24 protein-coding genes and 1 riboswitch are annotated in these 23,409 nt (G+C 60.6%); of the genes, 16 read left to right on the top strand and 8 right to left on the bottom strand.

What is annotated here, in order from left to right:
* The first annotated feature begins 30 nt into the window (after positions 1 to 30).
* The 4 genes from GT756_RS04490 to GT756_RS04475 all read left to right on the top strand — a co-directional run bounded on the left by GT756_RS04490 (position 31) and on the right by GT756_RS04475 (position 5,600).
* Positions 31 to 756: a histidine utilization repressor gene (locus GT756_RS04490; protein WP_017899626.1), complete on the top strand. Its 726-nt coding sequence runs from the start codon at positions 31 to 33 to the stop codon at positions 754 to 756.
* A 142-nt stretch (positions 757 to 898) separates the two neighbouring features.
* Positions 899 to 2,587: a urocanate hydratase gene (hutU, locus tag GT756_RS26115; RefSeq protein ID WP_004886099.1), complete on the top strand. Its 1,689-nt coding sequence runs from the start codon at positions 899 to 901 to the stop codon at positions 2,585 to 2,587.
* Positions 2,584 to 4,119, top strand: a complete 1,536-nt coding sequence (hutH, locus tag GT756_RS04480; RefSeq protein ID WP_032455741.1) for a histidine ammonia-lyase — start codon at positions 2,584 to 2,586, stop codon at positions 4,117 to 4,119. Before hutU ends, hutH begins: the two co-directional genes overlap by 4 nt.
* Positions 4,120 to 4,217: 98 nt before the next feature.
* Positions 4,218 to 5,600: an amino acid permease gene (locus GT756_RS04475; RefSeq protein ID WP_160124569.1), complete on the top strand. Its 1,383-nt coding sequence runs from the start codon at positions 4,218 to 4,220 to the stop codon at positions 5,598 to 5,600.
* A 241-nt stretch (positions 5,601 to 5,841) separates the two neighbouring features.
* Here the strand turns inward: GT756_RS04475 and GT756_RS04470 are convergent, their stop codons facing one another.
* Both GT756_RS04470 and bioA read right to left on the bottom strand, forming a co-directional pair.
* Positions 5,842 to 6,318, bottom strand: a complete 477-nt coding sequence (locus GT756_RS04470) for a kinase inhibitor (RefSeq protein WP_002895575.1) — start codon at positions 6,316 to 6,318, stop codon at positions 5,842 to 5,844.
* Between the two features lie 70 nt (positions 6,319 to 6,388).
* Positions 6,389 to 7,678 carry an adenosylmethionine--8-amino-7-oxononanoate transaminase gene (bioA, locus tag GT756_RS04465; protein ID WP_160124568.1) on the bottom strand — a complete coding sequence of 430 codons (1,290 nt, stop codon included), beginning with the start codon at positions 7,676 to 7,678 and terminating at the stop codon, positions 6,389 to 6,391.
* Between the two features lie 85 nt (positions 7,679 to 7,763).
* On the opposite strand from bioA, the gene bioB reads away from it, so the two are divergent.
* The 4 genes from bioB to bioD are packed head-to-tail and all read left to right on the top strand — an operon-like array spanning position 7,764 to position 11,412.
* Positions 7,764 to 8,804 (top strand): biotin synthase BioB, encoded by a 1,041-nt coding sequence (gene bioB / locus GT756_RS04460; RefSeq protein WP_043521800.1) that lies wholly within the window; start codon positions 7,764 to 7,766, stop codon positions 8,802 to 8,804.
* On the top strand, positions 8,801 to 9,958 hold the full coding sequence (bioF, locus tag GT756_RS04455; protein WP_065878965.1) for an 8-amino-7-oxononanoate synthase: 1,158 nt from the start codon (positions 8,801 to 8,803) through the stop codon (positions 9,956 to 9,958). The genes bioB and bioF overlap by 4 nt, the downstream gene beginning before the upstream one ends.
* A complete protein-coding gene (bioC, locus tag GT756_RS04450; protein ID WP_004886115.1) occupies positions 9,942 to 10,697 on the top strand; it encodes a malonyl-ACP O-methyltransferase BioC in 756 nt (251 codons plus the stop codon). Before bioF ends, bioC begins: the two co-directional genes overlap by 17 nt.
* A complete protein-coding gene (gene bioD / locus GT756_RS04445; RefSeq protein WP_023320010.1) occupies positions 10,690 to 11,412 on the top strand; it encodes a dethiobiotin synthase in 723 nt (240 codons plus the stop codon). The genes bioC and bioD overlap by 8 nt, the downstream gene beginning before the upstream one ends.
* Here the strand turns inward: bioD and GT756_RS04440 are convergent.
* On the bottom strand, positions 11,354 to 12,076 hold the full coding sequence (locus GT756_RS04440) for an ABC transporter ATP-binding protein (RefSeq protein ID WP_017900923.1): 723 nt from the start codon (positions 12,074 to 12,076) through the stop codon (positions 11,354 to 11,356). The genes bioD and GT756_RS04440 overlap by 59 nt on opposite strands.
* A gap of 86 nt (positions 12,077 to 12,162) precedes the next feature.
* Positions 12,163 to 12,375 (bottom strand): hypothetical protein, encoded by a 213-nt coding sequence (locus GT756_RS04435; protein ID WP_004886124.1) that lies wholly within the window; start codon positions 12,373 to 12,375, stop codon positions 12,163 to 12,165.
* Between the two features lie 410 nt (positions 12,376 to 12,785).
* Here GT756_RS04435 and uvrB point away from each other — a divergent pair, with 410 nt between their 5' ends.
* Positions 12,786 to 14,807 carry an excinuclease ABC subunit UvrB gene (gene uvrB / locus GT756_RS04430; protein WP_004886127.1) on the top strand — a complete coding sequence of 674 codons (2,022 nt, stop codon included), beginning with the start codon at positions 12,786 to 12,788 and terminating at the stop codon, positions 14,805 to 14,807.
* Between the two features lie 49 nt (positions 14,808 to 14,856).
* Complete coding sequence (locus tag GT756_RS25760) at positions 14,857 to 15,081, top strand: hypothetical protein (protein ID WP_162489144.1); 225 nt, start codon at positions 14,857 to 14,859, stop codon at positions 15,079 to 15,081.
* Here GT756_RS25760 and pmrB read toward each other — a convergent pair.
* The 4 genes from pmrB to yvcK all read right to left on the bottom strand — a co-directional run bounded on the left by pmrB (position 15,060) and on the right by yvcK (position 19,481).
* Positions 15,060 to 16,157, bottom strand: a complete 1,098-nt coding sequence (gene pmrB, locus GT756_RS04420; RefSeq protein WP_004886129.1) for a two-component system sensor histidine kinase PmrB — start codon at positions 16,155 to 16,157, stop codon at positions 15,060 to 15,062. The two genes, GT756_RS25760 and pmrB, sit on opposite strands and share 22 nt — an antisense overlap.
* 3 nt (positions 16,158 to 16,160) lie before the next feature.
* Positions 16,161 to 16,832, bottom strand: a complete 672-nt coding sequence (gene pmrA / locus GT756_RS04415) for a two-component system response regulator PmrA (RefSeq protein ID WP_004886130.1) — start codon at positions 16,830 to 16,832, stop codon at positions 16,161 to 16,163.
* Complete coding sequence (gene eptA / locus GT756_RS04410; protein ID WP_004886132.1) at positions 16,832 to 18,472, bottom strand: phosphoethanolamine transferase EptA; 1,641 nt, start codon at positions 18,470 to 18,472, stop codon at positions 16,832 to 16,834. The genes pmrA and eptA overlap by 1 nt, the downstream gene beginning before the upstream one ends.
* A 103-nt stretch (positions 18,473 to 18,575) precedes the next feature.
* Positions 18,576 to 19,481: a uridine diphosphate-N-acetylglucosamine-binding protein YvcK gene (yvcK, locus tag GT756_RS04405; protein WP_004886135.1), complete on the bottom strand. Its 906-nt coding sequence runs from the start codon at positions 19,479 to 19,481 to the stop codon at positions 18,576 to 18,578.
* A 208-nt stretch (positions 19,482 to 19,689) separates the two neighbouring features.
* A riboswitch (molybdenum cofactor riboswitch) is annotated at positions 19,690 to 19,828 on the top strand.
* Here yvcK and moaA point away from each other — a divergent pair.
* From moaA to GT756_RS04375, 6 genes are all read left to right on the top strand, one after another.
* Positions 19,816 to 20,805, top strand: a complete 990-nt coding sequence (gene moaA / locus GT756_RS04400; RefSeq protein WP_004886137.1) for a GTP 3',8-cyclase MoaA — start codon at positions 19,816 to 19,818, stop codon at positions 20,803 to 20,805. Its footprint overlaps the riboswitch before it by 13 nt.
* Before the next feature lie 23 nt (positions 20,806 to 20,828).
* Positions 20,829 to 21,341, top strand: a complete 513-nt coding sequence (gene moaB / locus GT756_RS04395) for a molybdenum cofactor biosynthesis protein B (RefSeq protein WP_004886139.1) — start codon at positions 20,829 to 20,831, stop codon at positions 21,339 to 21,341.
* A gap of 3 nt (positions 21,342 to 21,344) precedes the next feature.
* Positions 21,345 to 21,833 (top strand): cyclic pyranopterin monophosphate synthase MoaC, encoded by a 489-nt coding sequence (gene moaC / locus GT756_RS04390; protein WP_004886142.1) that lies wholly within the window; start codon positions 21,345 to 21,347, stop codon positions 21,831 to 21,833.
* Positions 21,826 to 22,074 carry a molybdopterin synthase sulfur carrier subunit gene (gene moaD, locus GT756_RS04385; protein WP_004886145.1) on the top strand — a complete coding sequence of 83 codons (249 nt, stop codon included), beginning with the start codon at positions 21,826 to 21,828 and terminating at the stop codon, positions 22,072 to 22,074. Before moaC ends, moaD begins: the two co-directional genes overlap by 8 nt.
* A gap of 1 nt (position 22,075) precedes the next feature.
* Positions 22,076 to 22,528: a molybdopterin synthase catalytic subunit MoaE gene (gene moaE / locus GT756_RS04380; RefSeq protein ID WP_004886150.1), complete on the top strand. Its 453-nt coding sequence runs from the start codon at positions 22,076 to 22,078 to the stop codon at positions 22,526 to 22,528.
* Positions 22,529 to 22,573: 45 nt separating this feature from the next.
* Complete coding sequence (locus GT756_RS04375; protein ID WP_004886153.1) at positions 22,574 to 23,278, top strand: Bax inhibitor-1/YccA family protein; 705 nt, start codon at positions 22,574 to 22,576, stop codon at positions 23,276 to 23,278.
* The last annotated feature ends 131 nt before the right edge of the window (positions 23,279 to 23,409 follow it).

Raw genomic sequence — 23,409 nt, 5'->3', positions numbered from 1 at the left:
CCGCCCATTTTGCAAAAGGAAAGCCAGGCTATGTTTTCACAGCAACCCCGTTCCGCGCCCGCGCCTTTTTATGAGAAGGTGAAGCAGGCTATCGGTGAAAAAATTCACAGCGGCGTCTGGCGACCGCATGACCGTATCCCTTCGGAAGCGGAGCTGGTGGCCCAGTTCGGCTTCAGCCGGATGACCATCAACCGCGCGCTGCGCGAGCTAACGGATGAAGGCCTGCTGGTCAGGTTGCAAGGGGTGGGGACCTTTGTCGCCGAGCCGAAAGGGCAGTCGGCGCTGTTTGAGGTGCGCAGCATTGCCGAAGAAATTCTTGCCCGTCACCATCAGCACCGCTGCGAGGTGCTGCTGCTGGAGGAGACCCGGGCGGATCATATTCAGGCGACGGCGCTCAGCGTAGCGGAAGGCACCCGCATCTTTCACTCGCTGATGGTGCATTACGAAAACGAGGTGCCGGTACAAATCGAAGATCGCTGCGTCAATGCCGCGGTGGTGCCGAACTATCTCCAGCAGGATTATACCGCCACCACGCCCCATGATTATCTGTCGCTGATCGCCCCGTTAACCGAAGGTGAACATATTGTTGAAGCGGTGCAGGCCACAGCGGAAGAGTGCGCGCTGCTGCATATTCACGCCCACGATCCCTGTCTGCTGATCCGTCGCCGCACCTGGTCGACAACCCATATCGTTTCCCACGCGCGCCTGCTGTTCCCCGGCAGCCGTTATCGTCTGCAGGGCCGCTTTGGCTCCTGATCCACTCTGGCGTCAGCAAAACGTGATTGCTGACGCAATATAACAAAATTGTATCATTTCTGTTAAATCCTGGCTTGCGCATGCTTGTATAGACAAGTATATGTATCTACGTAAACAACGTTCATTGTCAGGAGAAACCCCGATGTCGCAAAGCAAATATCGCCAGCTGGACGTCCGTGCGCCAAGAGGCACGACGCTGACCGCGAAGAGCTGGTTGACCGAAGCCCCGCTGCGTATGTTAATGAATAACCTCGATCCCGATGTCGCCGAAAACCCGCACGAGCTGGTGGTCTATGGCGGTATTGGTCGCGCAGCGCGCAACTGGGAATGCTATGACGCTATCGTGAAGGCGCTGAAGAACCTGGAAAGCGACGAAACCCTGCTGGTCCAGTCCGGCAAGCCGGTGGGCGTTTTCAAAACCCATGAAAACTCGCCGCGCGTGCTGATCGCTAACTCCAACCTGGTCCCGCACTGGGCGACCTGGGAACACTTCAACGAGCTGGATGCCAAAGGGCTGGCGATGTACGGCCAGATGACCGCTGGCAGCTGGATCTACATTGGCAGCCAGGGCATCGTGCAGGGCACCTACGAAACCTTCGTCGAAGCCGGTCGTCAGCACTATCAGGGCAGCCTGAAAGGCCGCTGGGTGCTAACCGCCGGGCTGGGCGGCATGGGCGGCGCGCAGCCGCTGGCCGCGACGCTGGCCGGGGCCTGCTCGCTGAACATTGAATGCCAGCAGAGCCGCATCGATTTCCGTCTGCGCACCCGCTATGTGGACGAACAAGCTACTTCTCTGGATGACGCCCTGGCGCGCATCAAGAAATACACTGCCGAAGGTCGCGCTATCTCCATCGCCCTGTGCGGCAACGCCGCGGAGATCGTGCCGGAGCTGGTGAAACGCGGCGTGCGCCCGGATATGGTCACCGACCAGACCAGCGCCCACGACCCGCTGCACGGCTATCTGCCGAAAGGCTGGAGCTGGGAAGAGTATCAGCAGAAAGCCGAATCCGATCCGCAGGGCACCATTCTGGCGGCGAAACGCTCGATGGCCGACCACGTGCAGGCGATGCTGGCCTTCCATGAGATGGGGGTCCCGACCTTTGACTACGGTAACAACATTCGCCAGATGGCTCAGGAAGTGGGCGTCAGCAACGCCTTTGATTTCCCGGGCTTCGTGCCGGCCTATATCCGCCCGCTGTTCTGTCGGGGTATCGGACCGTTCCGATGGGTAGCGCTCTCCGGCGATCCGCAGGATATCTACAAAACCGACGCCAAAGTGAAAGAGATCATTAAGGATGATAAGCATCTGCACCACTGGCTGGATATGGCGCGCGAGCGCATCAGCTTCCAGGGGCTGCCGGCGCGTATCTGCTGGGTCGGTCTGGAATGGCGGCAGAAGCTGGGCCTGGCGTTTAACGAAATGGTGCGCAGCGGCGAAGTCTCCGCGCCGATCGTCATTGGCCGCGATCACCTTGACTCCGGCTCCGTCGCCAGCCCAAACCGCGAAACCGAAGCGATGCGCGACGGCTCTGACGCGGTCTCCGACTGGCCGCTGCTCAACGCCCTGCTCAACACCGCCAGCGGCGCGACCTGGGTGTCGCTGCACCACGGCGGCGGGGTAGGCATGGGCTTCTCGCAACACTCCGGGATGGTTATCGTCTGCGATGGCACCGATGAAGCGGCGGCGCGTATCGCCCGCGTCCTGCACAACGACCCGGCCACCGGTGTGATGCGTCATGCCGACGCGGGGTACGAGATTGCCATTGAATGCGCAGCAGAACAGGGTCTCAATCTTCCGATGGTCGCGGCAACGCAGGGGAACGCGAAATGAAATCTTTAACTCTGATCCCGGGGCAACTCAGCCTGTCGCAGCTCCGCGACATCTACAGCCACCCGGTGAATATTACCCTCGACAGCGGCGCGTTTGCCGCCATTGACGAGAGCGTGGCCTGCGTCAACGCCATCCTTGCCGAAGGGCGGACCGCCTACGGCATCAACACTGGTTTTGGCCTGCTGGCGCAGACCCGGATCTCGACGGAAGATCTGGAGAACCTGCAGCGTTCGCTGGTGCTGTCCCATGCGGCGGGCGTTGGCGAGCCGCTGGACGATGACCTGGCGCGGCTGATTATGGTGCTGAAGATTAACAGCCTGTCCCGCGGTTTCTCCGGGATCCGCCTGAGCGTGATCCAGGCGCTGATTGGCCTGGTGAATGCCGGCGTGACGCCGTGGATCCCGGCGAAAGGTTCCGTCGGCGCCTCCGGCGACCTCGCGCCGCTGGCGCATATGTCGCTGACCCTGCTTGGCGAAGGCAAAGCGCGGGTACGCGGCGGCGAATGGCTACCGGCCACCGAAGCGCTGCGTCAGGTTGGGCTGGAGCCGATTACCCTGGCGGCGAAAGAGGGGCTGGCGCTACTCAACGGCACCCAGGCCTCGACCGCTTTTGCCCTGCGCGGTTTGTTCGAAGCCGAAGATCTGTTCGCCTCCGCGGTCGTTTGCGGGGCGTTAACCACCGAAGCGGCGCTGGGTTCGCGTCGTCCGTTCGATGCGCGTATTCATGAGGTACGCGGCCAGCGCGGGCAGATTGATGCGGCGGCGCTGTATCGCCATCTGCTGACCGACGATAGCGCGATCTCGCAGTCGCACCATAACTGCAGTAAGGTGCAGGACCCGTACTCCCTGCGCTGTCAGCCGCAGGTGATGGGCGCCTGCCTGACCCAGATCCGCCAGGCGGCGGAAGTGCTGCTGGCCGAAGCCAACGCGGTCTCTGATAACCCGCTGGTCTTCGCCGCCGAAAATGACGTCATCTCCGGCGGCAACTTCCACGCCGAACCGGTGGCGATGGCCGCGGATAATATCGCGCTGGCGATCGCCGAAATCGGCTCGCTCTCCGAGCGCCGCATCGCGCTGATGATGGACAGCCATATGTCGCAGCTGCCGCCGTTCCTCGTGAAAAATGGCGGGGTGAACTCCGGGTTTATGATTGCCCAGGTCACGGCGGCGGCGCTGGCCAGTGAAAACAAAGCGCTATCGCACCCGCACAGCGTCGACAGCCTGCCGACCTCCGCCAACCAGGAAGACCACGTCTCGATGGCGCCGGCGGCCGGTCGCCGCCTGTGGGCGATGGCCGAGAACACCCGCGGCGTATTGGCCGTTGAGTGGCTGGCGGCGGTGCAGGGGCTGGATATGCGCGAAGGGCTGACCACCAGCCCACTGCTGGAAGAAGCGCGTCATCTGCTGCGCGAACGTGTCCCTCATTATACGCAGGATCGCTACTTCGCCCCGGATATCGATAATGCCATTGCGCTTCTGGCGGCCCGTCACCTGACGCGTCTGCTGCCTGCCGTACTGCCAGGCCTGCACTAATCACCGTTGTTCTCTGTACCCGCGTCGGGGGAAGTCATTCCCCCGACCGCCCTACATCGCATATTTGTCGTCATATAAAAAAACCAGGACACCTGTATATGCAACAACAACACAAGCCACATCTGCTGCGCGGGCTCAATGCCCGACACATTCGATTTATTGCGCTCGGCTCCGCTATCGGCACCGGGCTGTTCTACGGCTCGGCCTCCGCCATCAAGGCGGCGGGCCCGGCGGTGCTGCTGACCTATCTGATTGGCGGCGCGGCGGTGTTTATCGTCATGCGCGCGCTGGGCGAGATGGCGGTGCGCAACCCGGTTTCCGGCTCCTTCGGCAGCTACGCCCGCCAGTATCTCGGGCCGCTGGCCGGGTTTATTACCGGCTGGACCTATACTTTTGAAATGGTGATCGTCGCCCTGGCCGACGTCACCGCCTTCGGCATCTATATGGGATTGTGGTATCCCGATGTCCCGCGCTGGATCTGGATCCTCAGCATCATCTTCTTTATCGGCGCCATGAACCTGTGCAACGTGCGGGTGTTCGGCGAGATGGAGTTCTGGCTGTCGCTGGTGAAGGTGGTGGCGATTATCGCCATGATGCTGGCGGGCGCCGGGATCATCTTCTTTGGCTTCGGCCATAGCTTCCCGGCTACCGGGCTGGAAAATCTGTGGAGCCACGGCGGCTTTGCTCCTAACGGCTGGCAGGGCGTTATCGCTTCGCTTGGCATCGTGATGTTCGCTTTCGGCGGGGTGGAGATTATCGGCGTCACCGCCGCGGAAGCGAAAGATCCGAAAAAGGTCATCCCGCAGGCCATCAATACCATTCCGCTGCGTATTATCCTGTTCTACGTCTGCACCCTGGCGGTACTGATGGCGATTTTCCCGTGGAACAGCTTTGGCGAGCAGGGGAGTCCGTTTGTGCTGATTTTCGACGGTCTGGGGATCCCGGCGGCGGCGACAATCCTTAACATCATCGTGATCAGCGCCAGCATTTCGGCAATTAACAGCGATATCTTCGGCGCCGGGCGCATGATGTACGGCATGTCGAAAGAGGGGCTGGCGCCGAAAAGCTTCCAGCGCATCGCCAGCAACGGCGTCCCCTGGATGACGGTGGTGGTCATGGGCGGCGCGCTGCTGGCGGCGGTGGTGCTGAACTATCTGATCCCCGAGCAGGTCTTTGTGCTGATTGCTTCGCTGGCGGCATTCGCCACGGTGTGGGTGTGGCTGATGATCCTGCTGTCCCATTTCGCCATGCGCCGTAGTTTGTCTGCCGAAGAACGCAGCCAGATTGCCTTCCCCGTCCCGTTCTGGCCGGTTGCGCCGCTGTTGACGCTGCTGTTTATGGGGCTGGTTATCGCGGTGCTGGGGATGTTTGCTGAGACGCGGATGGCGCTGATTGCCGGCCTGGTCTGGCTCGGGCTGCTGACGGTGGTGTGGTACGCGCGGGTGCGTAAAACGGCGCTGCAGGTAGCCACTGAACAGTAAGGCCAATTTCCCCGGTGGCGCTGCGCTTACCGGGGCTACAAATGGCACGGACCGTAGGCCGGGCAAGGCGTCAGCCGCCGCCCGGCATAAAAGCGGCTCCGTGCCCGCGGCAATCGCCCGGCGGCGCTGCGCTTGCGTGGGACTGGGGGTATTGTAGGTCGGGTAAGCGCAGCGCCACCCGAAAAACAAATGGCGCCGCAAGTAGCCCGGATAAGGCGACAGCCGCTATCCGGGGGGGAGATTAACTGAACAGGGCGGTGATGGAGGCGCTGGCGAGGGAATGGAAATGGACGTTAAAGCCGACCATTGCGCCGCTGGCCTCGGCATCCACTTCAATTTTCTCGACGTCCAGGGCGTGGACGGTAAAGATATAGCGGTGGGTTTCGCCCTTCGGCGGCGCTGCGCCGCCGTATCCCGCCTTGCCAAAATCGGTGCGAGTCTGAACGGCCTCTTCCGGCAGCTCCGCCTGACCGGAACCGGCCCCTTGCGGCAGGACGCGGGTATCGGCCGGCAGGTTAGCCACCACCCAGTGCCACCAGCCGGAGCCGGTCGGCGCATCCGGATCGTAGCAGGTCACCACAAAGCTTTTGGTTCCCGCGGGCACATCATCCCACATCAGATGCGGCGAAATATTGTCGCCATCGTAGCCCATGCCGTTGAAGACGTGACGATTAGGCAGCTTACCGCCGTCCTGGAGATCGTGACTGATCAGTTTCATGCTTCATCCTCATTGATAATGCGCTGATTAACCTGGAAGTGTAGCCTGCACCACGACGCAATTCCGCTATTTATTCGCTAAAAAATGTTTCGTCCTGCACCGCCAGGTTAACGGCGCGGGTCAGGCGGGACAGCTGTTCAGGCGCGATGATGTACGGCGGCATCAAATAGATCAGGCGGCCAAACGGGCGGATCCACACCCCCTGCTCGACGAAAAAGCGCTGCAGGGCAGCCATATTGACCGGGCGACGGCTTTCAACCACGCCAATAGCGCCCAGCACGCGGACATCGGCGACCAGGGCGGATCCCCGCGCCGGCGCCAGCTCGGCCAGCAGCTGGGCTTCAATCGCCGCCACTTGCCGCTGCCATTCGCCGCTCTCCAGCAGGCGCAGGCTTTCGCTGGCCACCGCGCAGGCCAGCGGGTTGCCCATAAAGGTCGGGCCGTGCATAAAGCAGCCGGCTTCACCGTTGCTGATGGTTTCCGCCACCTCGCGGGTGGTCAGCGCGGCGGAGAGGGTCATGGTGCCGCCGGTCAGCGCCTTGCCCAGACACAGAATATCGGCGGCGATACCGGCGTGCTCGCAGGCGAACAGCTTGCCGGTGCGGCCAAAGCCGGTGGCAATCTCATCGGCGATCAGCAGTATCCCTTCCCGGTCGCACATTTTACGCACCCGCTTCAGCCACTCCGGATGGTACATCCGCATCCCGCCCGCGCCCTGTACGATCGGTTCGAGGATCACCGCGGCGATGTCGTGACGGTGCGCGGCCATCAGGCGGGCAAAGGGCACTATATCCATTTCATCCCACTCGCCGTCAAAGCGGCTCTGCGGCGCGGGGGCGAACAGGTTATCCGGCAGATAGCCCTGCCACAGGCTGTGCATCGAGTTCTGCGGATCGCAGACCGACATCGCGCCGAAGGTATCGCCGTGATAGCCATTGCGGAAGGTCAGGAAACGTCGACGCGGTTGGCCTTTCGCCTGCCAGTACTGCAGGGCCATTTTCATCGCCACCTCAACCGCCACCGAACCGGAATCAGCGAGGAAAACGCACTCTAGCGATTCCGGAGTCATTGCCACCAGCTGGCGGCACAGGGCCACCGCCGAGGGGTGAGTGATCCCGCCGAACATGACGTGCGACATCTGGTCGATTTGCGCTTTCATCGCCGCATTCAGGCGCGGGTGATTGTAGCCGTGGATTGCCGCCCACCAGGAGGACATACCGTCAACCAACTGTTCGCCGCCGGCGAGGGACAGCTCGCAACCGTGGGCGGAAACCACCGGGTAGACCGGCAGGGGGGAAGTCATAGAGGTGTAGGGGTGCCAGATGTGGCGCCGATCGAAGGCGAGATCGTCCAGGGTCATAAGCGACTTGTAAACCATTTTGAAAACATTTAGGTTTACGAGTATAAACCGAACCGTAAATTAACAAAACCCTTTGGAGAGGCCAATGGCTCACCACGTACGTTGGACAATGTCGCAAGTAAATGAATTATTTAATAAACCACTCATCGATCTGTTATTCGAAGCGCAGCAAATCCACCGGCAACACTTTGATCCGCGCCAGGTGCAGGTCAGCACCCTGCTGTCGATCAAAACCGGCGCCTGCCCGGAAGATTGTAAATATTGTCCGCAGAGCGCGCGCTATAAAACCGGGCTCGAAACAGAGCGCCTGATGGAAGTCGAGCAGGTGCTGGAATCAGCGCGTCAGGCGAAAAACGCCGGCTCGACCCGCTTCTGCATGGGCGCGGCGTGGAAAAACCCCAATGACCGCGATATGCCGTATCTGGAGCAGATGGTGAAAGGGGTGAAGGCCCTGGGGCTGGAGTCGTGCATGACGCTTGGCACTCTGACCGACAGCCAGGCGCAGCGCCTGGCCGAGGCGGGCCTCGATTACTACAACCACAACCTCGATACCTCGCCGGAATTTTACGGCAACATCATCACCACCCGCACCTACCAGGAGCGCCTGGATACCCTGGACAAAGTGCGTGACGCCGGGATCAAAGTCTGCTCCGGCGGTATCGTCGGGCTGGGGGAGACCGTGAAAGACCGCGCCGGCCTGCTGCTGCAGTTGGCTAACCTGCCCACGCCGCCGGAAAGCGTACCGATCAACATGTTGGTGAAGGTCAAAGGTACGCCGCTGGCGGATAACGACGATGTCGACGCTTTCGATTTTATTCGCACTATCGCCATCGCGCGCATCATGATGCCCACCTCTTACGTGCGTCTCTCCGCCGGCCGCGAGCAGATGAACGAGCAGACCCAGGCGATGTGCTTTATGGCCGGGGCGAACTCCATTTTCTACGGCTGCAAGCTGCTGACCACGCCGAACCCGGAAGAGGACAAAGATCTGCAGCTGTTCCGCAAGCTGGGGATCAACCCGCAGCAGACGGCGGTGCTGGAGGGCGACAATGAGCAGCAGCAGCGTCTGGAGCAGGCCTTACTCACCCCGGACACTGAGGAATATTACAACGCGGCGGTGCTATGACCTGGCGGCAGCGAATCGATAGGGCGCTGGACGAGCGACGGGCGGCGGATGCTCTTCGCCGCCGCCTGCCGGTGACGCACGGCGCCGGGCGCTGGCTGGCGCGGGAAGGGGAGCGCTGGCTTAACTTCTCCAGTAATGACTATCTTGGCCTGAGCCAGCATCCGGCGATTATCGCCGCCTGGCAGCAGGGGGCGGAACGTTATGGCGTCGGTTCCGGCGGTTCGGGACACGTAAGCGGCTATAACGAGGCCCACCGCGCGCTGGAAGAGGAACTTGCCGACTGGCTGGGCTATCCGCGCGCATTGCTGTTTATCTCCGGCTTTGCCGCCAATCAGGCGCTGATCGCCGCCCTGGCGGATAAAGAGGATCGGATCGTGGCCGACCGCCTGAGCCACGCCTCCCTGCTGGAGGCGGCAAGCCTCAGCCCGGCGCAGCTACGCCGTTTCGCTCACAACGATCCGCAGCAGCTCGCGCAACTGCTGGCTAAGCCGCTGGCGGGCGAACAATTGGCGGTCACTGAAGGCATTTTCAGCATGGATGGCGACAGTGCGCCGCTGGCGGCCATTCACGCCGCGGCGCAGGCAGCAGGGGCATTGTTGCTGGTGGATGACGCCCACGGCGTCGGCGTGGTCGGTGACGAAGGACGCGGGAGCTGTGCCGCACAGGCGGTGCGCCCTGAGCTGCTGGTGGTTACCTTCGGCAAGGCCTTCGGCGTCAGCGGCGCGGCGGTGCTGTGCGACGAAGCGATGGCCGATTATCTGCTGCAGTTTGCCCGTCATTTGATCTACAGCACCGCGATGCCGCCCGCCCAGGCGGTGGCGCTGAGCGCCGCGCTACGGGTGATTCGCAGCAATGAAGGACAGCAGCGTCGCGACATCCTGGCCGCCCGCATCCGTCAGTTCCGTGAGGGGATGGGCGAGGTGTCGCTGGGTTTGACCGACTCCGTCAGCGCGATCCAGCCGCTGATCGTCGGCGATAACGGCCGGGCGCTGAGCCTGGCCTCACGTCTGCGCGACGCGGGCTGCTGGACGACGGCGATCCGTCCACCGACGGTGCCGGTCGGCAGCGCACGTCTGCGCCTGACCCTGACCGCCGCCCATCAGGCTGAGGACATTAACCGTTTACTGGAGGTGCTGCATGGCCACGGTGAATAAGCAGGCGGTGGCCGCGGCGTTTGGCCGGGCGGCCGGCGGCTATTCGCAACATGATGAACTGCAGCGGCGCAGCGCGGAATTGCTGCTGCGCCAGCTGGCGCGTCGCGATTTTCCCCGGGTGCTGGATGCTGGCTGCGGCCCCGGCGGCATGAGCCGCCGCTGGCGTGAGGCGGGCAGCGTGGTGACCGCGCTGGATCTCTCCCCCGGGATGCTGGCCGAGGCGCAGCGTAACGACGCCGCCCAGTATTACCTGCTGGGCGACATTGAGGCGCTGCCGCTGCCGGACGCCTGCGTCGATCTGGCGTGGAGCAATCTGGCGGTGCAGTGGTGCGACGATCTGCGCGCCGCCCTTGGCGAGCTGTACCGGGTGGTGCGCCCCGGCGGCAGGGTGGCGTTTAGCACGCTGCTGGCCGACTCGCTGCCGGAGCTCAATCAGGCGTGGCAGGCCATCGACGACCGGCCGCATGCCAACCGTTTTCTCAGCGAAGCGGCGGTGCGCGCGGCGCTGAGCGGCCTGCGGGCGTCCGGCGAGGTGCATCAGATTAGCCTGCCGTTCGCCGACGCGCTGAGCGCCATGCGATCGCTGAAGGGCATCGGTGCCACCCATTTGCACCAGGGGCGGGCATCAGCCCCGCTTGGCCGCGGCAAACTGCGCGAGCTACAGCTGGCCTGGCCGCAGCGGCAGGGCGTCTGCCCGCTGACGTATTCTCTTTTTACAGGAGTCATTGAGCGTGACTAAACGTTTTTTTGTCACCGGGACCGATACTGAAGTCGGGAAAACCATCGCCAGCAGCGCCCTGCTGCAGGCGGCGAATCAGCTGGGTTTTCACACGGCTGGCTACAAGCCGGTGGCTTCCGGCAGCGAGCTTACCGCCGCAGGGCTGCGTAATGAAGACGCCCTGGCGCTGCAGCGTCATAGCCGGGTCGCGCTGCGCTATGAACAGGTTAACCCGTATACCTTCGCCGAGCCGACCTCACCGCACATCATCAGCGCCGACGAAGGGCGGCCGATCGCCGCGGCGAGGCTCTCCAGCGGGCTCCGCGAGTTAGAACGCCTCGCCGACTGGGTGCTGGTGGAAGGGGCCGGCGGCTGGTTTACGCCGCTGTCGGAAACCCTGACCTTTGCCGACTGGGCGCAGGCGGAGCAGCTGCCGGTGATTCTGGTGGTGGGCGTCAAGCTCGGCTGCATCAACCACGCGATGCTTACCGCCCAGGCGGTACGCCAGGCAGGGCTGCCGCTCGCGGGGTGGATCGCCAATGACGTGCAGCCGCCGGGCAAGCGCCACGCCGAGTATCTGGCGACGCTGAAAAACCGGCTGGCCGCGCCGTTCCTCGGCGAAATACCGTGGCTTGCCGATATCGCGCAGCGCGACGATCTCGGCCAGTATCTGGATCTCAGGGCGCTGGATCCGGCGTCATCCACTGCGCCAGCAGCGGTTCATCCAGCGCCATAATATCGCCTTCGGCGACGTTACGGCCCCGGTGCAAAACACAGAAACGATCCGCCACCCGGCGGATAAAGGGCAGGTGCTGCTCGGCGAGCAGCACCGTCAGGCCGATATCGCGATTCAACCGCAGCAGCAGATCCGCCAGCTTTTGCAGACAGCGCGGCCCTCTGCCGCGCGAGGGTTCATCAAGGATCAGCAGCCGTGGCTGGACAATCAGCGCCCTGGCCAACGCCAGCTGGTACTGATCGTCGTCGCTCAGCGAGGCGCCTTTGCGCTGCCGTAGGGCATAGAGTTCGGGAAAATGCTCATAGATTTCGCCGCCGCTGGCGTTAGCCCCGGGTTTCCCGGCCGCGAGGGCAATATGCAGATTCTCTTCCACGCTGAGCTGCGAAAAGATGCGTTTATCCTGCGGCACATAGCCGATACCGATGGCGCTGCGCGACTGGGCCGACAGGGGCGTGAGATCCTGCGGCGGGGCGCCAATGTCATGCCAGGTCATCCGGCCGCTGGCCACCGGCAGGTGCCCGGCAATGCAGTTAACCAGGGTGGTTTTTCCCATGCCCTCGCGTCCCAGTACGCCAATGCACTCCCCCGGGCGTAGTTCAAGATCGACATTCCACAGTGAATGCTGGTTGCCGTAAAAGTGATTTACTGCCTGTAAATTCAACATGGACGTTTTCTCCTTATCCTGGCGTCAGGGCGACAGAAAGATGCTGCAAAACTCTTGCCAGGAAAAAGAACGCTCGGAAAAAAACGCTAAATGCCGATACCATCAGGCACAGCCAGCGCCTGGGGTGCACTTTTCCGGTGCCCGACGCTAAAGGGTGGTGCAAAAAGCAGCAAAAATCGAGCGGCTTTAAGCGGATAGTTATCAAAAATAGTTCGATAAAAATTTTTCGCCACGTGATTAAGGCCGCCAGACGATTTGCGCCGGGCGGCGGCGGTCTTGGGCTGCAGACAGTTATCCACTATTCCTGTGGATAACCTTGTGTATTAGAGTTAGAAAACCTGCGGTAAGCTAGAGCGTACGCGGCTTGCGGCTGAATTGGCGCGAAAGGCGTCTTTTCTTTAAAAACATTAAATATCAGCTTGTTAGATAAAATCAATGGGTGTAAGAAAAGCGTCATCTGCTGCCATAAAACTTTCACCCGTCCGCTTGACAAATGTTAAAAGGTAAAAATTTCTGGGGATAACCCTGACGGCCGGAGGATTATTCCGCCCGGCGCGCGTTTTATACCCTGCTTACCGGCAAAAAAGGCCATATTGTGGCGCTATCATAAGCACGAACTGTTTAAATATCCAGTATAATTTATTGGCAAAAAACGGCCCGGGGGGTAGAATTAAACACCGGCCGCTAAATCTTTTTCAGGTTCTGATTGATGAGTAAATCGTTTGTTCTGCATTCCGCCTTTCGCCCCTCCGGAGACCAACCGGAAGCCATCCGCCGCCTGGAAGAGGGGCTGGAGGATGGGCTCGCGCATCAAACGCTGCTGGGGGTCACCGGCTCCGGTAAGACCTTTACCATCGCCAACGTGATTGCCGATCTGCAGCGGCCGACGATGGTGCTGGCGCCAAACAAAACTCTGGCGGCCCAGCTCTACGGCGAGATGAAAGAGTTTTTCCCGGAGAATGCCGTCGAGTATTTCGTCTCCTACTACGATTACTATCAGCCGGAAGCCTATGTCCCCAGCTCAGATACCTTCATTGAGAAAGATGCCTCGGTAAACGAACATATCGAGCAGATGCGCCTGTCGGCCACCAAAGCGCTGCTTGAGCGGCGCGATGTGGTGGTGGTGGCCTCTGTCTCGGCTATTTACGGCCTCGGCGACCCGGACCTGTATCTGAAAATGATGTTGCATCTGACGGTGGGGATGCTGATTGACCAGCGGGCGATCCTGCGCCGCCTGGCCGAACTGCAGTATACCCGCAACGATCAGGCCTTCCAGCGCGGCACCTTCCGGGTGCGCGGCGAGGTGATCGACGTCTTCCCGGCGGAATCGGACGATATCGCCCTGCGCATTGAGCTGTTTGACGAAGAAGTTGAGCGCCTGTCGCTGTTCGACCCGCTCACCGGCCATGTGGAATCGACGGTGCCGCGCTACACCATTTATCCCAAGACCCACTACGTGACGCCCCGGGAGCGCATTGTCCAGGCGATGGAAGAGATTAAGCTGGAGCTGGCGGAGCGGCGCAAGGTGCTGCTGGCCAACAACAAGCTGCTGGAAGAGCAGCGCTTAACCCAGCGCACCCAGTTCGACCTCGAAATGATGAACGAGCTGGGCTACTGCTCGGGCATTGAAAACTACTCGCGCTTCCTCTCCGGGCGCGGGCCCGGCGAGCCGCCGCCCACCCTGTTCGACTACCTGCCGGCAGACGGCCTGCTGGTGATTGACGAATCCCACGTCACGGTGCCGCAGATCGGCGGTATGTACCGCGGCGACCGGGCGCGCAAAGAGACGCTGGTGGAGTACGGCTTCCGCCTGCCGTCGGCGCTGGATAACCGGCCGATGAAGTTTGAAGAATTCGAAGCGCTGGCGCCGCAAACCATCTACGTGTCGGCGACCCCCGGCGCCTACGAGCTGGATAAATCCGGCGGCGAGGTGGTGGATCAGGTGGTGCGGCCGACCGGTCTGCTGGATCCGATCATCGAAGTGCGGCCGGTGGCCACCCAGGTCGACGATCTGCTGTCGGAGATACGCCTGCGCACGGCTATCAACGAGCGCGTGCTGGTCACCACCCTCACCAAGCGGATGGCGGAAGACTTAACCGAGTACCTTGAGGAGCACGGCGAGCGGGTGCGCTATCTGCACTCGGATATCGACACCGTCGAACGTATGGAGATTATCCGCGACCTGCGTCTTGGCGAGTTTGACGTGCTGGTCGGGATCAACCTGCTGCGTGAGGGGCTGGATATGCCGGAGGTGTCGCTGGTGGCGATCCTGGATGCGGACAAAGAGGGCTTCCTGCGCTCCGAACGCTCGCTGATCCAGACCATCGGCCGCGCGGCGCGCAACGTCAACGGCAAGGCTATCCTGTACGGCGATAAGATCACCCCCTCGATGGCGAAAGCCATCGGCGAGACAGAGCGTCGACGGGAGAAACAGCAGCGCTATAACGAAGAGCACGGCATTGTGCCGCAGGGGCTCAACAAGAAAGTGGTGGATATCCTGCAGCTGGGCCAGAGCCTGGCGAAAACCAAAGCCAAAGGGCGCGGTAAAGCGAAGGCCGTCGAGCCTGCCGGGCTCAGCGGCGTGGATATGACGCCAAAAGCGCTGCAGCAGAAAATCCACGAGCTGGAAGGGCAGATGATGCAGCACGCGCAAAACCTCGAGTTCGAAGAGGCGGCGCAAATTCGCGACCAGCTGCATCAGCTGCGCGAACTGTTTATCGCCGCCTCCTGAGTCCCGGCGTGTACTGCCGGGAGGTGGACGTGCGGGAAGCAGACAAGGCGTGGCCCTTATCGCCCTGTTCCGCAGCCAGATAACCATTCGCGGTGAAGAAAAAAGGCCGCAAAGCGGCCTTCTTAATGTTTGCTTAATCTCGCCAGGCGACACTATCCTCAACCTGATGAGGATAGCGCCCATGCAAAAAATCAACTTCCGTGAATATCTGGCGGTCGCCACCGCCCTGGTCATTATTGTTGCCTTCTTCCATCAGTGGGTGCTGACGTTCTGACCCCCGCGCCGCGGGAATAACACCCACGCGCGGACCCCTGGCCCCGGCTGGCGGTTATGTAAAAAGAACTGGGCGTCATGCAGCTGAGCGATGCGCGTGACGATGCTCAGTCCTAGCCCTATACCGCCGTAGCGACTGTCCATGCGCACGAAGGCCTTACTGAGTTCGCCGCTTTTCGCCTCATCAATCCCCGGTCCTTCATCTTCCACTGCCATCACCGGCATCAGACCCGCTTTCACCGACACGCGGATCGTCGACCCTTGCGGGCTGTAGCGATGGGCATTCTCCACCAGATTGCGCAGAATGACGCGGATGAGCGTCGCGTCGCCAGAGACGACGGCCTCGCTTTCGACATCCGTCAGCAGCAGCCGTTGCTGGCGCTCGGCCAGCATGGTCTCCAGCTCATCCTGCAGCGGTTTGACCACGTCATCCAGCAGCAGCACCTGCTGATAGCTGCCGGCGGAAAAGGACTGACCGACGCGCGCCAGCTGCAGCAGCTGCGAAATGCTGGTGGTCATCTGGTCGAGCCGCTGGATCAGCGGGTCGACGCCCATGCCGTGCACTTTCGCCAGCAGCTCAAGGTGCAGCCGCAGCCCGGCCAGCGGGGTGCGCAGCTCGTGCGCTACGTCGGCGGTAAACAGCCGTTCGCGATCGAGAGTCAGATTGAGGCGGGAAACCAGCTGATTCAGGGCGGTGGTCACCGCCGTCACCTCGGGCACCGATTCGCTGAGCACGATGGGGGTGAGGTTGTCCGGGGTACGACTCTCCAGCTCGCTTTGCAGACGTGACAGCGGGCGGGTGATTTTGCGTACCGCCAGCATGCTGATATACAGCGCCAGACCCACGATCAGCAGGCTCGGCACCAGCAGGCTGGCGACCGCTTCCCGAACCTCATGCTCCACATGCTTCTGGTTGTTGTGCCCTTCGATGGCGCTGGCCACCAGCAGCTGGATCTGCTCTTTGCTCTCATGCCATAGCCAGAAGACGCTGATCAGCTGGCAGACCACCAGAATGGCGCCGATGGTCAACAGCAGCCGGTGACGCATGGTCCAGTTTTCGGTTGCAAACAGAGCCATGGTCTATTCCGTATCGATGTGGTTAGCCAGCATATAGCCGAAGCCCCTGACGGTGCGGATCCGCGATTTGCCAATCTTATCGCGCAGGTTATGGATATGCACTTCCAGGGTATTGGTCGCTGGCTCATTGTCCCAGCTGTAGATATCGTTGTAGAGGATCTCACGATGTACCGGGCTGCCGGCTTTCATCATCAGCCGCGACAGCAGGGCATACTCCTTCGGCGTCAGATCCAGCGCCGTCTCACCAAGCCACACCTGGCGGCGGGTGACGTTGAGGCGCAGATCGCCGACGCTGATTTCGTTATCGCCCTGATTATTATGCCGACGGAGCAGGGCGCGGATGCGCGCGTTTAGCTCTTCCAGGGCAAAGGGTTTCACCAGATAGTCATCCGCGCCGGTGTCGAGACCGCTAATGCGATCCTCAAGGGTATCGCGGGCGGTGAGGATCAGCACCGGCTGGGTCATTTTCTCCCGCCGCATACGGGCGAGAAAATGTAGGCCGTCTTCGTCCGGCAGGCCGAGGTCGAGTACGATCAGGCTGTAGTGATTGCTGGCCAGCGACAGCGCCGCTTCGTGCGCCGTGGAGACGCCGTCGCACACGTATCCTTCACTTTGCATCGCCAGTATCAACCCCTGCAACAGCAGCGCATCGTCTTCAATGACTAAGATTTTCATCAACCAGCCTCTCTACATGGCGTTAAAATATCATCTGCCGCCTGGTACTCGTGGGTGCTGACGCCGAGCAGGCCGAGCAGGGTGGAGAACAGATTATCTTGTGAATAATCCTTCGTCTTAGCCTGTTGTTGCAAACACTGGCTGGAAACACCGTAACGTTGCTGGTAATCCGGCGACAGCCACAGCAGCATGGGCACGTGCTTTTGCGTATCCGGCGCAATGGAGTACGGCAGACCATGCAAATAGACGCCATTTTCGCCCAGCGATTCGCCGTGGTCGGACAAATAAACCAGGCTAGTGGTGAATTTGTCCTGTTTAGATTGCAGTAGTTTTATCGCTTTATCAACGACATAGTCGACATACAGAATGGTGTTATCGTAGGTATTGGTCAACTGTTGTTGCGTACAACTTTGGATTTCATTGGTATCGCAGGTTGGGGTGAATTTTTTGAACTCAGCCGGATAGCGATTGTAATAGGTTGGGCCGTGGCTGCCGATGGTATGCAGCACAATAATGCCATCCTGTTGCAGGTTATCGATATAGCTGTCGAGATTATGGAACAGCACGTCGTCGTAGCACTCGCCGTCGATGCACTGTCCGGTTAGCTTCAGATCGGTCACGTTCTGATGCGGTACCCGATCGCATGCCCCCTTGCAGCCGCCATCGTTGTCGTTCCACAGCACCTGGATGCCGGCGCGCTGCAGAATATCCAGGACGCCTTCCTGGTGATGGGCCAGCTCTTCGTCATAGCGCGCGCGCGGCATATTGGAGAACATGCAGGGCACGGAAACCGCAGTTGCTGTGCCGCAGGAGGTGGTTTTCGGGAAGTACACCACGTTGTCCTGTTGCAGGCGCGGGTTAGTCTCCCGATCGTAGCCGCCCAGTGAGAAGTTATCCGCTCGCGAAGTCTCGCCGAGCACCACAATCGTCAGGTTCTTACGGGGACCGTTATGCATCACCGGTTTCTGCGTGGCATCTTCGCCAATCTTCACCAGCGGCAGGTTGTCCATGCGATGGTGCGCATACCAGGAGTTCAGCGCCACAATGCTGTTGGAGGGGCTCAGGGATTTCACCAGCTCTTTGTTGTTACGGAACACCGAGGCGTAATCTTTGTAGAACAGCGCGGCCACCAGAATTATCAGTAGTGCCGAAACGGCGATATTGAGCAGACGCATCGCCGCGCCGCGCCAGAAAGAGGCAGGTTTACGAACTTTAATCCACCAGGCCACCAGAACCATCAACAGGCCGGAAACTCCAAGCACGATGACCATTTTCGTCGACAACAGAGCGAAGCTTTCCGCCGGTGTGGTATCGAAGATATTGGCGATCATCGAACGGTCAATCACCACGCCGAAGGACCAGATAAAGTACTGAGCCGAAGCGCTGAGTAGAATAAAAAGGCTAATCACCAGCCGGTCCAGCTTCAGGAACGAGGCGAGGGTGGTGAGGATATTCATCACGCAAATGGCCACGATTGGCATACTGAGGAATACCAGCCAGTTATGCAGGCTATTTACCGGCAGTAGCGGGAAAACCTGGCGATAAAAAGCCAGGTTGAGAAAGATACCGATATAGCAAGCAAAGAGAATCAGATACGTTGTGCGGCTGAGAACGGGCCGACGCAGAGGCAATAAAGACATAACACCTACCTACAGAAAGAGATATGGGTATAATGCCAGCTCTGTTTTAAGACAACCTTAAGATTTTAAGGTGCGCCGAAAGCCGATCCTCCGGCGCGCAGGATCAGCCCGGCAGCTGGAGCGCTTTCTCCAGCGCCCCTCGCAGCAGCGCCCGGTCATGGCGATAGGGAACGTCGCTGGCCTCCAGCGGCGTCTGAATTACCAGCCGGTTGTCGATGCCGCTGATATCGGCTTTTGGGCCGGCGATGACCGCATCCACCACCCGCTTGCCCACATAGCGCTCCATAATCGCGATGCGCTCCGCCAGCGACAGCCTCGCGGCCGGGCTGTGCTCTTTGCCGAGGTTATCGATAAACACCATCGGCGCCGGAGTGCGACGCAGCGCCTGGGCCATCTCGTCAAGCAGCAGGATTGGCAGCAGGCTGGTATAGAAACTGCCCGGGCCGATAAGGATCAGATCGGCTTCGGCGATGGCCTCCACCGCCTCACGGGTGGCCGGTACCGGCGGGGTGAGCATCAGCTCCTGCGGCACGCTATCGAGCTGATCGATATTGACTTCACCGTAAACTTCATGGCCTTCATGATCGAGCGCCATCAAATCCACCGGTTGTTCCGACATCGGAATAAGAAAAGCGTCCACTTTGAGCAGGTTTCTGATCAAATTGATCGCTTCCAACGGCCGCACGCTGAGGTGATCCAGCGCCTTTAACATCAGATTTCCCAGGTTATGGCCGGAAAGCTCGCCATTGCCGCTAAAACGGTACTCAAACATCGCCGACGCCACGCTCGGCTCGGCGATTAACTGATTGATGCAGTTGCGCATATCGCCCCAGGCAATGCCGCCTTCCGAGCGGCGGATCCGCCCGGTGGATCCCCCGTTGTCGGTGGTGGTCACAATGCCAGTCAGCCGTGAGCCCAGCGAGGAGAGGGAGGACATTACCCGACCCAGACCATGCCCGCCGCCGAGCGCCACCACCCGATCCAGGTCAGCGAATGTACGATTGCGCATAGAAATTCCTTATTTCACATAAACGGCCACACACTACCCGATCTACCCCTAAAAGACGATGGGAGGAGCCCGACAAACTGACCGATATCAAGGCAAAAAGATGATTTATGGCTATTCTGTAGCGAAAATGCACGAAGGTAGCGATATATACAAGAATATATAGCGAAATCGCAAATGGCGAAACCGTCTGGAACGCGCTACTATCGGCATAACCTGTTAACACTCTAGCCTCTTCGCCTGTGTCAAAAGATATGGCGGTTTGGCCGCGACGCCGCCGGTTGTCGCCAGGGCGTGGGAAGAAATGACCGCGTCTCCCGTATTTGGAAAGGTGTATATGGCCTCACAGCTTACCGATGCATTCGCGCGTAAGTTTTATTACCTGCGTCTGTCGATTACCGATGTGTGCAATTTCCGTTGCACCTACTGCCTGCCGGATGGCTACAAGCCCGGCGCCGTCAATAACAACGGCTTTCTTAGCGTAGACGAAGTGCGCCGGGTCACGCGCGCTTTCTCCGCGCTGGGCACTGAAAAAGTTCGCCTCACCGGTGGGGAACCCTCCCTGCGCCGTGACTTCACCGAGATCATCGCCGCCGTGCGTGAAAACCCGGCGATCCGTCAGATTGCCGTCACCACTAACGGTTATCGCCTGGCGCGCGATGTCGAACGCTGGCGCGATGCCGGGCTGACGGCGATCAACGTCAGCGTCGATAGCCTCGACGCCCGCCAGTTCCATGCCATCACCGGCCAGGATAAATTCCACCAGGTGATGGACGGGATTGACGCCGCCTTCGCCGCGGGCTTTGACAAGGTGAAGGTGAATACCGTACTGATGCGCGATGTTAATCATCACCAGCTTGATACCTTCCTCGCCTGGATCCAGCCGCGTCGTATTCAGCTGCGTTTTATTGAGCTGATGGAAACCGGCGAGGGCAGCGACCTGTTCCGCCGTCACCATCTCTCCGGCATGGTGTTGCGCGACGAGCTGCTGCGTCGTGGCTGGATCCACCAGATCCGCCAGCGCAGCGATGGTCCGGCGCAGGTCTTTTGTCATCCGGACTACGCCGGCGAGATCGGCCTCATCATGCCGTACGAAAAAGACTTCTGCACCACCTGCAACCGTCTGCGCGTCTCCTCCGTCGGCAAATTGCACCTGTGCCTGTTTGGCGAAGGCGGCGTCGACCTGCGCGACCTGATGGCCGATGATCGGCAGCAGGCCGCGCTGGAAGCGCGGATCGCCGAAGCCTTAACCCATAAAAAGCAGACCCATTTCCTGCATCAGGGCAACACCGGTATTACGCAGAACCTGTCCTATATTGGCGGATAATCGTTTTCGAAAGGAGCATTCAGATGAGCCAGGCTAGCGCTGAGTTTATTCCGACCCGTATTGCTATTCTTACCGTTTCCAGTCGTCGCGGCGAAGCGGACGACACTTCCGGCCACTGGCTGCGTGAGGCGGCGCAGGAGGCGGGGCACCATGTCGTCGATAAGGCGATAGTCAAAGAGAACCGCTACGCCATCCGCGCCCAGGTATCGGTGTGGATCGCCAGCGATGAGGTACAGGTGGTGCTGATCACCGGCGGGACCGGGTTCACCGAAGGGGACCAGGCGCCGGAAGCGCTGCTGCCGCTGTTTGACCGTGAGGTGGAAGGTTTTGGCGAAGTGTTCCGCATGCTGTCGTTCGAAGAGATCGGCACCTCGACGCTGCAGTCCCGGGCCGTGGCCGGCGTCGCCAACCACACGCTGATCTTCGCTATGCCGGGCTCGACGAAAGCCTGCCGCACGGCGTGGGACAACATCATTGCCCCGCAGCTGGATGCCCGCACCCGTCCTTGTAATTTTATTCCTCACCTGAAGAAATAATGTATGTCACAACTGACCCATATTAACGCCGCGGGCGAAGCCCATATGGTGGATGTCTCCGGCAAAGCGGAAACGGTACGCGAAGCGCGCGCCGAGGCTTATGTCGAGATGCAGGCGACAACCCTGGCGATGATTATCGACGGCAGCCATCATAAAGGCGACGTTTTCGCCACGGCGAGGATCGCCGGGATCCAGGCGGCCAAGCGCACCTGGGAGCTGATCCCGCTGTGCCATCCGCTGATGCTCAGCAAAGTGGAAGTCAATTTGCAGGCGCAGCCGGAACATAACCGGGTGCGCATCGAATCGCTCTGCCGCCTGACCGGCAAAACCGGCGTCGAGATGGAAGCCCTTACCGCCGCCTCGGTTGCCGCGCTGACCATTTACGATATGTGCAAGGCGGTGCAGAAGGATATGGTGATTGGCCCGGTGCGCCTGCTGGCGAAAAGCGGCGGCAAGTCCGGCGATTTTAAGGTGGACGAACGCCATGATTAAGGTTCTGTTTTTTGCCCAGGTGCGCGAGCTGGTGGGGACTGATTCGCTGACTCTCGACGCCAGCGAGCTGGCCACCGTTGAGGCTGTGCGTCAGCAGCTTGCCGCTCGCGGCGATCGCTGGGCGCTGGCCCTGGAGGAGGGCAAGCTGCTGGCGGCGGTTAACCAGACGCTGACCGCCTTTGACCATCCTGTCGCCAGCGGGGATGAAGTGGCGTTCTTCCCACCGGTCACCGGGGGCTGACATGACGCAAACTCGTATCGTCGTTAGCCCGGCGCGCTTTAGCGTTGGCGAGGAGTATCTCTGGCTGGCCGAACGCGATGAAGACGGCGCGGTGGTTACCTTCACCGGCAAAGTGCGCAATCACAACCTCGGCGACAGCGTGAAAGCGCTGACTCTTGAGCACTATCCGGGGATGACCGAGAAATCGCTGGCGGAGATTGTCGACCAGGCGCGCGAGCGCTGGCCGCTGGGCCGGGTGACCATTATCCATCGCATCGGCGAAATGTGGCCGGGGGAAGAGATTGTGTTTGTCGGCGTCACCAGCGCCCACCGCGGCAGCGCCTTCGCCGCCGGCGAGTTTATGATGGACTACCTGAAAACCCGCGCGCCGTTCTGGAAACGCGAGGCGACACCGGAGGGCGAGCGCTGGGTCGATGCCCGCGACAGCGATCGTCAGGCGGCAGAGCGCTGGTAGTGTGATACGCTTACAGAGTGAAACTTTGTTAATCAGGAGAGAGTCATGGACAGATATCCGCGTTCCGATTCAATAGTGCAGGGCCGCAGCGGCCTGCAGACTTATATGGCGCAGGTGTACGGCTGGATGACGGTCGGCCTGCTGCTGACGGCGTTTATCGCGTGGTTTGCGGCGAATACCCCGGCGGTGATGATGTTCGTCTTTTCGAGCAAAATCACCTTTTTCGGGCTGATCATCGCCCAGCTGGCGCTGGTGTTTGTGCTGTCGGGGATGGTGCACCGGCTGAGCCCCGGGATGGCGACCACCCTGTTTATGCTCTATTCGGCGCTCACCGGGTTGACGCTGTCGAGCATTTTTATCGCCTACACCTACTCCTCCATCGCCAGCACCTTTGTGGTCACCGGCGGGATGTTCGGGGCGATGAGTCTGTACGGATACACCACCAAGCGCGACCTGAGCGGCTTCGGCAGCATGCTGTTTATGGGGCTGATTGGCATCGTGTTGGCGTCGCTGGTTAACCTGTGGCTGAAGAGCGAGGCGCTGATGTGGGCCGTGACCTACATCGGGGTGGTGCTGTTTGTCGGCCTGACCGCCTACGATACCCAGAAGCTGAAAAACATCGGCGAGCAGATTGATACCCGCGACAGCGCCAATCTGCGTAAATACTCGATCCTCGGCGCCTTAACGCTGTATCTGGATTTCATCAACCTGTTCCTGATGCTGCTGCGTATTATGGGCAACCGCCGCTAACCTGTTTATATCAAAGGGTTGCATCCCCGATCGCCCGGCAAGCGCAGCGCCGCCGGGCGAGACGTCAGGCACGGTACCCGTGATTTCGCCGGATGGCGGCTGCGCCTTATCCGGCCTGGAGGATCCTCTCA

Origin of the sequence: Klebsiella sp. Q2 (assembly GCF_009900705.1) — a bacterium.
In the GTDB taxonomy this organism is placed as follows: Bacteria; Pseudomonadota; Gammaproteobacteria; order Enterobacterales; family Enterobacteriaceae; genus Klebsiella; species Klebsiella quasipneumoniae.
This window is presented reverse-complemented; position numbering and strand designations above follow the sequence as displayed.

What these genes read in the sequence shown, in the direction of transcription:
- bioA (WP_160124568.1), bottom strand. Translation starts at nt 7,678, where the DNA reads ATGACCCTGGACGATCTCGCCTTCGATCGGCGCCACATCTGGCACCCC.
- moaB (WP_004886139.1), top strand. Translation starts at nt 20,829, where the DNA reads ATGAGCCAGGCTAGCGCTGAGTTTATTCCGACCCGTATTGCTATTCTT.
- bioF (WP_065878965.1), top strand. Translation starts at nt 8,801, where the DNA reads ATGACCTGGCGGCAGCGAATCGATAGGGCGCTGGACGAGCGACGGGCG.
- moaC (WP_004886142.1), top strand. Translation starts at nt 21,345, where the DNA reads ATGTCACAACTGACCCATATTAACGCCGCGGGCGAAGCCCATATGGTG.
- bioB (WP_043521800.1), top strand. Translation starts at nt 7,764, where the DNA reads ATGGCTCACCACGTACGTTGGACAATGTCGCAAGTAAATGAATTATTT.
- GT756_RS04375 (WP_004886153.1), top strand. Translation starts at nt 22,574, where the DNA reads ATGGACAGATATCCGCGTTCCGATTCAATAGTGCAGGGCCGCAGCGGC.
- GT756_RS04475 (WP_160124569.1), top strand. Translation starts at nt 4,218, where the DNA reads ATGCAACAACAACACAAGCCACATCTGCTGCGCGGGCTCAATGCCCGA.
- GT756_RS04470 (WP_002895575.1), bottom strand. Translation starts at nt 6,318, where the DNA reads ATGAAACTGATCAGTCACGATCTCCAGGACGGCGGTAAGCTGCCTAAT.
- eptA (WP_004886132.1), bottom strand. Translation starts at nt 18,472, where the DNA reads ATGTCTTTATTGCCTCTGCGTCGGCCCGTTCTCAGCCGCACAACGTAT.
- moaD (WP_004886145.1), top strand. Translation starts at nt 21,826, where the DNA reads ATGATTAAGGTTCTGTTTTTTGCCCAGGTGCGCGAGCTGGTGGGGACT.
- moaE (WP_004886150.1), top strand. Translation starts at nt 22,076, where the DNA reads ATGACGCAAACTCGTATCGTCGTTAGCCCGGCGCGCTTTAGCGTTGGC.
- hutH (WP_032455741.1), top strand. Translation starts at nt 2,584, where the DNA reads ATGAAATCTTTAACTCTGATCCCGGGGCAACTCAGCCTGTCGCAGCTC.
- moaA (WP_004886137.1), top strand. Translation starts at nt 19,816, where the DNA reads ATGGCCTCACAGCTTACCGATGCATTCGCGCGTAAGTTTTATTACCTG.
- uvrB (WP_004886127.1), top strand. Translation starts at nt 12,786, where the DNA reads ATGAGTAAATCGTTTGTTCTGCATTCCGCCTTTCGCCCCTCCGGAGAC.
- hutU (WP_004886099.1), top strand. Translation starts at nt 899, where the DNA reads ATGTCGCAAAGCAAATATCGCCAGCTGGACGTCCGTGCGCCAAGAGGC.
- GT756_RS04490 (WP_017899626.1), top strand. Translation starts at nt 31, where the DNA reads ATGTTTTCACAGCAACCCCGTTCCGCGCCCGCGCCTTTTTATGAGAAG.
- pmrA (WP_004886130.1), bottom strand. Translation starts at nt 16,832, where the DNA reads ATGAAAATCTTAGTCATTGAAGACGATGCGCTGCTGTTGCAGGGGTTG.
- GT756_RS04440 (WP_017900923.1), bottom strand. Translation starts at nt 12,076, where the DNA reads ATGTTGAATTTACAGGCAGTAAATCACTTTTACGGCAACCAGCATTCA.
- bioC (WP_004886115.1), top strand. Translation starts at nt 9,942, where the DNA reads ATGGCCACGGTGAATAAGCAGGCGGTGGCCGCGGCGTTTGGCCGGGCG.
- pmrB (WP_004886129.1), bottom strand. Translation starts at nt 16,157, where the DNA reads ATGGCTCTGTTTGCAACCGAAAACTGGACCATGCGTCACCGGCTGCTG.
- yvcK (WP_004886135.1), bottom strand. Translation starts at nt 19,481, where the DNA reads ATGCGCAATCGTACATTCGCTGACCTGGATCGGGTGGTGGCGCTCGGC.